The sequence below is a fragment of the Actinosynnema sp. NPDC002837 genome, assembly GCF_040295345.1.
Classification (GTDB): Bacteria; Actinomycetota; Actinomycetes; order Mycobacteriales; family Pseudonocardiaceae; genus Actinosynnema.
Genome location: NZ_JBEOVG010000167.1, coordinates 1 through 7972, shown reverse-complemented (window position 1 = coordinate 7972; position 7972 = coordinate 1). Strand labels below are relative to the sequence as shown.

Annotated in this window: 5 protein-coding genes and 1 pseudogene; 2 read left to right on the top strand and 4 right to left on the bottom strand. The window is 73.5% G+C overall.

Annotation, left to right across the window (positions count from 1 at the left end; genetic code table 11):
* Positions 1-118: 118 nt before the first annotated feature.
* From ABTZ99_RS44120 to ABTZ99_RS44110, 3 genes are all read right to left on the bottom strand, one after another.
* Entirely contained in the window at positions 119-1513 is a 1395-nt protein-coding gene (locus ABTZ99_RS44120; protein WP_499619119.1) for a family 43 glycosylhydrolase, read from the bottom strand.
* Between the two features lie 454 nt (positions 1514-1967).
* Complete coding sequence (locus ABTZ99_RS44115) at positions 1968-4115, bottom strand: MMPL family transporter (RefSeq protein WP_498786133.1); 2148 nt, start codon at positions 4113-4115, stop codon at positions 1968-1970.
* Positions 4116-4236: 121 nt separating this feature from the next.
* Positions 4237-4881, bottom strand: coding sequence for a TetR/AcrR family transcriptional regulator (locus tag ABTZ99_RS44110; RefSeq protein WP_499619117.1), 645 nt, complete (start codon positions 4879-4881; stop codon positions 4237-4239).
* Between ABTZ99_RS44110 and ABTZ99_RS44105 the strand changes: the two genes are divergently transcribed.
* Together ABTZ99_RS44105 and ABTZ99_RS44100 are read left to right on the top strand one after the other, a co-directional pair.
* Positions 4844-5494 (top strand): FAD binding domain-containing protein, encoded by a 651-nt coding sequence (locus ABTZ99_RS44105; RefSeq protein WP_499619115.1) that lies wholly within the window; start codon positions 4844-4846, stop codon positions 5492-5494. The genes ABTZ99_RS44110 and ABTZ99_RS44105 overlap by 38 nt on opposite strands.
* The gene (locus ABTZ99_RS44100) at positions 5491-7677 is read left to right on the top strand and encodes a xanthine dehydrogenase family protein molybdopterin-binding subunit (protein WP_499619113.1); all 2187 of its coding nucleotides are present in this window, start codon (positions 5491-5493) and stop codon (positions 7675-7677) included. Before ABTZ99_RS44105 ends, ABTZ99_RS44100 begins: the two co-directional genes overlap by 4 nt.
* Positions 7678-7735: 58 nt before the next feature.
* Here ABTZ99_RS44100 and ABTZ99_RS44095 read toward each other — a convergent pair.
* Positions 7736-7972: pseudogene (locus ABTZ99_RS44095) on the bottom strand (IS110 family transposase); the annotation flags it as partial.

Below are 7972 nucleotides of genomic sequence, written 5' to 3'. Positions count from 1 at the left end.
GCTGCCCCCCCCCCCCCCCCCACAACAACACCCCAAAAAACACCTCCTCCCCCCCCCGCCCCCGCGCGGGGGCGCGCCCCCCGGCCCCCCCCCCCCCCGCCCCGCTGATCCCGTCGGCTCACAGCGTGGGGACGATCTGGGCGATGGTGCCGTCGGCGTTGAACGTCATGCGGTCCACGGTGGTCTCGCGGTTGGTGCCGTTGCCGGCGGGCACGGCGAAGCGGTGGTAGGCGACGTGCCAGGTGTCGCTGCCGGGCGCCTTGACCACGGAGTGGTGACCGGTGCCCTTGATGCCCAGCTCCAAGCGCTTCTGCAGCACCACGGCCCGCTTGGTCCACGGGCCGAGCGGCGACGTCCCGGTGGCGTAGGCGACCTGGTAGTTCTCGTCGCGGGTGTCGTTCTCCGACCACATGAAGTAGTAGGTGCCGTTGCGCTTGAACACGAACGAGGCTTCGCGGTAGTTGCTCGGGGTGATGGTGCGGACCTTGGCCGGGTCGAAGGAGGTCATGTCGGCGTTGAGCGGGACGACGTAGGCGGTTCCGTTGCCCCAGTACAGGTAGGACTGCCCGTCGTCGTCGGTGAACACCATGGGGTCGATGGCCTGCCCGGAGTAGGAGCCCGCGCGGATCAGCGGCCTGCCGAGGGCGTCGCGGAACGGGCCGGTGGGCGAGTCCGACACGGCCACGCCGAGGTGCTTGCCCGTGTCGCCGGACGCCGCCCCGCCGCTGAAGTACAGGTAGTAGCGGCCGTTCTTGGCGATCACGGCGGGCGCCCACGCGGAGTTGTCGGCCCAGGACACGTCCGGCCCGTGGTCGAGGATCACGCCGTGGTCGGTCCAGTTGACCAGGTCGGTGGAGGAGAACGCCTTGTAGTAGGTGCCGGCCCAGCCCGCGTACCCGTCCGTGGTGGGGTAGAGGTAGTAGCGGCCGTTGAAGTTCGCGATGTGCGGGTCGGCGTAGAGGCCCGGGATGATCGGGCCCTTGGTCGTCTTCGGGCTCCACGGCGCGGTGAGGCGGAACGAGCTGTCCGCGCGGAACTGCGCCGTGTCCTGGTAGGTGTCCAGCCACAACTCGTAGTTGCGGTGCCGGATCCTGCGCTCCGGGTGGCTGAACGACGTCAGCGACACCGACCCGGCCGTCGACCCGGCCACCGCGCAGAACGTCGCGTCCTCGCGGAAGCGCGCCTCGCCGGTGTTCGCGTCCAGGCGCACCCGCCAGTCCAGGTGCCGCAGGAACGAGCCGTTCTTGGCCTGGAAGGAGTAGCACGACGGCGAGGCCAGGCCCGAGATCACGGTGAAGGTCGCGTCCAGCTTGGTCTGCGCGGTGCTGCTCGAGGTTACGGCGTCCAGCCGGCCGAGGTAGTCCTGGTGCCGGAGGTAGCGGCCGGGGAAGTTCACCGACTCGAGCGAGCGCGCCCCGGTCGGCAGCACGTCCGCGGACGCCGGCAGTGGCACGGCCACCGTCGCGGCGATGAGGCAGGACAGCACCACGCAGGTGCGCGTTCGACGACGCATGGTCAACTCCCAGTGCCGGAGGTCGGGGATGCCTGAGCGTGGTTAGCGCTAACACGACAGGGTTGCGGGCGAATCGGGGTCCGTGCAGCCGAGTGCCGCGGGCAGGGGCGGTGCGCGACAGGCTGACGACGCCTGCCGCGCGAAGGGTGGCGCAGGTGGATGTTTGCGCTAACATCACGGCCCGGTCCTAGTGTCCGAGCAAGACCATCCGGGTGTCAAGGGGGCGCTGGGCGGGTTCCTCGCGCTCAGCACGCCCGTGGCCGGCTGCAAACGCCGTGCCTGGGGGCCAGGTCATCTGAATTGCCCCGGCAACCCGATGGCGCGGCCCACCCGCCCCGAAGGGCGGGTGGCGCGCTATCCCCCCTGCGCGGGTGGTCCGGCTCCCCAACCTGGAACCACCCGACACCAGAGAAGAGCGTCGTGCAGGGCGGTGGATACACCCGCCCGGAAAATTTCATCGCGATCGCGAGGGCTCGGGCGCGCGCACCCGCCCGCGGCCCGGCGTCCACCAGGTGAGGTCGCCGAGCATCGCCATCGTGGCCGGGACCAGCAGGCAGCGCACGACGGTCACGTCCACCGCGATCGCGACCGCCATGCCGACGCCGAACATCTTGATCGTCGGGTCGTCGTTGGGCACGAACGCGAGGAAGACGCCGACCATGATCGCCGCCGCCGCGGTGATCACGCCGCCGGTGCCGACCAGGCCCTCGCGGACCGAGCGCAGGTTGTCGCCGGTCAGCCGGAAGCGCCGCCGGACGTCGCTGAGCAGGAACACCTCGTAGTCCATCGACAGGCCGAACAGCAGGGCGAAGAGCATGAGCGGCACGAAGCTCGGGATGGGGACCGGACCGGAGAGCCCCAGCCACGTCACGCCCCACCCCCAGGTGAACACGGCCGTCAGGACGCCGTAGGCCGCGCCGATGGAGATCAGGTCCATCACGGCGGCCTTGAGGGCGAGCAGCGGCGCCCGGAAGGCGAGCAGCAGGACCGCGACCGACAGCAGCAGCACGACCCCGATCACCAGCGGCAGCTTGTCGCCGACCCGCTCGGCGAGATCCGCGCGGGCGGCGACGCCCCCGCCGACGTGCACCGTCATGCCCGGCACGGACTGGCTCCGCAGGCGGTGGACGAGGTCCGCCGTCGCCGGGTCGCCGCCTGAGGTCGAGGGGATCACCTGGACGGTGACGACCCGCCCGTCCGCGGCCGGCGTCGCCGGACCGGTGGACGCCACGCCGGGTTGGGCCCGCACCACCGCCACCAGCTCGGACAGGCGGGCGTCCCCGGCGTCGGCGACCGGCGTCCGGAGCCGGCCGAGCACGGTGAGCGGCGTGCCCGCGCCGGGTCCGAAGGCGGCCGAGACGGCGTCGTTCGCCTGGCGGACGGCGGTGGACGTCGGCGAGGACCCGGCGTCCAGCTGGCCCAGTCGCAGGTCGGTCGCCGGTGCGGCGAGCAGGGCCAGCAGCACGAGCGCGGACCCGCCTGCCGGCCAGGGCCTGCGGGTCACCCGGTCGGCCTGGCGCGCCCAGTAGCCGCCGGAGCCGGTGCGGCGAGCCAGCCGGTGGTGCAGCCTCCCGCCGCGGGCGAGCCGGCGCCCGGCCAGCGAGGTCAGCGCGGGCAGCAGGGTGAGCGCGGCGAGCACGGCGAACAGGACCGCGATCCCGCACGTCCAGGCGAGCGTGCGCAGCAGCGGCACGTCGGTCAGGACCAGTCCCGCGAGCGCGAGGGCGACCGTCACACCGGCGACGACCACCGCCGTGCCCGAGTCGGCGGCCGCCCGTTCGACGGCCTCCGGCACCGCGAGGCCCGACCGCGCCAGCGCGCGGAAGCGGTTGAGCAGGAACAACGAGTAGTCGATGCCCACGCCGAGGCCGACCATGAGCGCCAGGGTCGTCGCCACCGCCGGCATCGAGGTCAGGTTCCCGGCGAGCCCCACGACCTCCAGCGTCGCGAGCACCGACAGCGCCGAGGTCACCAGCGGCAGCACCGCGCCGACGAGGCCGCCGAGCGCGAGGAAGAGGACGACGGCGGCCAGCAGCAGGCCGAAGTACTCGTCGCCGGTGCTGCCCGAGCCGTCGAGGACCTGGGCGAGCGCCCCGCCGGGCAGCACCCGCAGGCCGGCGTCGGCGGCGGGCCGGGCGGCGTCCGTGACGACCTGCGCCACGGGCTTGGTCAGCTCCGCCCGGCGGACGTCCAGGCCGACCGTGAACCAGCCGGTCCGCCCGTCCGCGGACAGCGACCCGTCCCGCGTCGAGGGTGGTTTCACCGCCGTCACGTGCTCGGCTCGTTGCAGCGAGGCCGCGGTGTCCGCCAGCACGCGGGCGCGGACCTCGTCGTCCAGCCGCCCGTCCTCGGCCACCACGATCACGGTGCCGGAGGTGGCCGGGGCCTCCGGTGACGCGGTCAGGTCCCGCACGAGCTGGGCGTCGGTGCCCGGCAGGCTCACGTCGTTGTCCGTCGGCGTGCCGATCACTCGCGAGGCCGTCACCAGCGCCAGCACCAGCAGCACCCACGCGCCGATCACGGCGAACCGGCGCCGGACGCACACCCGGCTCAGCGCCGCGACGGTCCGGGCGGCCCGGCCGTCGGGAAGTGCAGCACTCATCGGTTCCCCCAGCGTCACCACGGCGGCGTTCGAAGATCAGTGATCTTCCGCCGTCGCGCGTGAAACCGGCGTGGCGCGACCCGGGCCCGCGCCGCGGGGTCTCGGGCGTTCCCGCGCGAGTTCAGTCGGACGGGCCGCGGTCCGGTGACGTGGAGGCCAGGCGGGTGAGCAGTTCGGTCAGCAGGAGTCGTTCGCCCGGTGACAGGAGCGGGTCGCGGTGGGCGCCCAGGGTCGCCAGCAGTGCCCGTGCCGTGTCGGGCAGGGCTTCCACCCCTTGTCCGGCAGGGTGTTCCGGCTTGACGACGGCGGCGAACACGGCGTCACGGACCCGCTGGGACAGGTCGGCGTGGGCCGGTGAGTCCGGGTCGGCCACGAGCGTCAACGTCGTGCCGACGCACGCGGAGTGGATGGTGGGCACGGCTTCGTCGGGCGTGACCAGCAGCCGACCCCGTTCGGCGAGGCGGACCAGCATGTCGTGCAGCACCCGCAACCCCTCCCGTGCCGAGGGGTGCTCGCGCGACCTGGTGCCGCCGTACATCAGCACGTAGAACGCCGGGTTCGTCAGGCCGAACCGGACGTGGCCGTCCCACCCGGCCCTCAGGTCGTCGAACGGGTCCTCGGACGGCCCGCGGCCCTGCTTCTCGGCCAGGTAGCGGGCGAAACCCTCCGCCGCGACGGCTTCGAGCAGACCTCGCTTGTCGCCGAAGTGGTGGTACAGCGTCGGCGCGGTGATCCCGGCGGCCTGGCAGACGTCGCGGACGGACACGGCCTCGGCGTGCAACAAGCGCGTGCCGGGCAGCGGCTGCCCCGCGCTGGAGGGCTGGAACCGCGGCCACGCCGTGCTCGGCGGCAGCGAGCACTGCATCGCCACCCACCCGTCGGACCTCGCGGTCGCCCTGCTCGCCCTCGACGCGGTGGTGCACCTGCTCGGGCCGGACGGCGCGCGGCAGGTCCCGGTGGACGGGTTCCACCTGCGGCCGGGGCAGGCGCCGCACGTCGACACGGTGCTGCGGCCCGCGGAGCTGATCACCGCGGTCGAGGTGCCGCGCGGCCCGGCGGCGGCCCGGTCGCGCTACCTGAAGTTGCGCGACCGCGCCACGTTCGAGTTCGCCGTCGTCTCGATCGCGGCCGTCCTGGACCTGCGCGGCGGCCGGGTGCGCGACGTGCGGCTCGCGTTCGGTGGGATCGGGACGACCCCGTGGCGCTCGCCGGAGGCCGAGGCGGTCCTGCGGGGCGCGCCGCTGACGGTGGACGCGATCGAGCGGGCCGGGCGCGCGCTCGTGCGCGACGCCGTGCCGCGACAGCACAACGGGTTCAAGGTCGAGCTGGTGCAGCGCGCGCTGGTGGAACTGCTCAGCGGGTTGGGAGGTCTGCGGTGAACGACGGACTCGTGGGACGTCCGGTGGCACGCGTCGACGGCCGCGCCAAGGTCACCGGCGCCGCCCGGTACCCGGCGGACGACCCGGTGCCCGGTGCGCTGCACGGGTTCTTGGTGACGAGCACGGTGGCCCGCGGCGAAGTGGTGCGCATCGATGCGTCGCAGGCCTTGGCGCACCCCGGCGTGGTCGCGGTGTACACGCACGCCGACCTGCCTCGACTGACCGTGCCGACGTTCCCGTACATCAAGGGGTTCATCCCCTTGCAGGGCACCGCGGTGCACCACGCCGGCCAACCCGTGGCGATCGTCCTGGCCACGACCGTGGAGCAGGCGAGGGAAGCCGCGAACCTGGTGCGCGTCGACTACCGCGCCGAACCGCCGACGGCGTCGATGGACGACGCGACCGAGCCGCCCCACCTGCCGCTCCCGTTCCGGGGTCGGCCCAACGAGATCACCCGCGGCGACGCGGCGGCGGCGTTGGAGGCGGCGGAGGTCCGGCTGGAGGCCCGCTACTCCAGCCCGACGCGCCACCACAACCCGATCGAGCCGCACGCCACCACGGCGCAGTGGGACGGCGACCGCCTGACGGTGCACGAGACCGCCCAGGGGGTCAACCTCACCCGGTCGGTCCTGGCCACCGCGTTCGGCCTGCCACCGGACCGCATCCGCGTGCTGGCGCCGTTCCTCGGCGGTGGTTTCGGCGCGAAGGGACCGGTCTGGCCGCACACCATCCTCACCGTCGCGGCGGCGCGGCTGGCGCGGCGACCGGTCCGCCTGGTGCTCACCCGCGCCCAGATGTTCACCCTGACCGGCCACCGGGCCGAGTTCCGCCAGCACCTGCGGATCGGCGCCACCCGCCAGGGCAAGCTCACCGCCCTGGTCGAGACGACCGTCGCGCAGCTGTCCCGCACCGAGGAGTCGATCTTCAACGAGAGCGACTCGTCCAGCACCCTCTACGACTGCCCGAACGTCCACATCAGACAGGAGGGCGTGCCGCTCGACCTCGCCTCGTCGAGCTACATGCGGTCACCGGAGACCACCGCCCACTTCGGCCTGGAGACCGCCCTGGACGAGCTCGCCTGGCAGGTGGGCGTGGACCCGGTGGAGCTGCGGCGGCGCAACCACACCGCCGTCAACCAGGAGACCGGCGCGCCGATCGGGGGCAAGCGCCTGCTCGACTGCTACCGGATCGCGGCCGAGGCGTTCGGCTGGTCCCGGCGCGCACCGCGGCCCGGTGCCACCAGGGACGGCGACGAGCACGTCGGCTGGGGCATGGCCACCGAAGCACACACCTTCGCCGCCGCACCGGCCGACCCGCCGGTCACCGCCTCCGTCACGATCGGCGCCGACGGCCGGGCGGTGGTGCGCATCGCCACCCAGGACATCGGCACCGGCACGTACACGGTGATCGGCCAGGTCGTCGCCGACGCCATGGGCGTGCCGCTGGACGCCGTCACCGCCGTGATCGGCGACAGCGCGCTGCCGTACGCGGGCGTGTCGGCGGGCTCGGCGACGATCGCGAGCGTCACCGGACCGGTGGACCGCGCCGCCCGTGCCGCGCGGGACGCGGTGGTGGCCCTGGCGGTGGCCGACCCGCGATCCCCGCTGGCCGGTGTCCCGGCGGACGAGGTGGTGACCGCGCACGGCCACCTGCTCCACGTGCGCGACCGCGCGCGGCGCGACAGCTACCGCGCCGTCGTCGGCAGGCACGGCGAACCGGTGGAGGCGACGGGCAGGCTGCAGAACACGCCGGGCCACTCCTACGGCGCGGTCTTCGTCGAAGTGCGGGTGCACGCCAGGCTGGGTTCGGTGCGCGTCACCCGCGTGGTGACCGCGCACGACATGGGCCGGGTGATGAACCGCCGCACCGCTCGCGGCCAGGTGCTCGGCGGCGTGACGTGGGGCATCGGGCACGCGCTGATGGAGCACACCGTCCACGACCGGCACACCGCCCGGGTCGTCAACCCGAACCTGTCCGGCTACCTCGTGCCCGTGTGCGCGGACGCCCCGGCCGTGGAGAGCCACTTCGTCGACCTCCCGGACCCCGGCAGCAGCGCCTTGGGCGCACGTGGGTTCGGCGAGACCCCGATCACCGGGGTGCCCGCCGCGATCGGCAACGCCGTCTACCACGCCACCGGCCGACGGGTGCGTGACCTGCCCATCACGAGGGACAAGCTGCTGTAGCGGCGGGTGCGGGTGCGGGTGCTGGTCGATTCTCAATGAAGTTGTCAAGATGATCACGTCAGGCGGCGGTGGTGTGTGGTGGCGGCGACTCGAAGCAACGCTGGTCGCGCAGGAGTGCCCACACGACGTCGACCCGGCGGCGTGCGAGAGCGAGGACGGCCTGGACGTGGCGTTTGCCTTCGGATCTCTTGCGGTCGTGCAACATTCGCGATGGTTGGTGGCAGCGGATGCTGATCAGCGCGGAGGTGTGGAGGGCTCGTTGCAGGCCGCGGTGGTAGCGGCGGGGGCGGTGCAG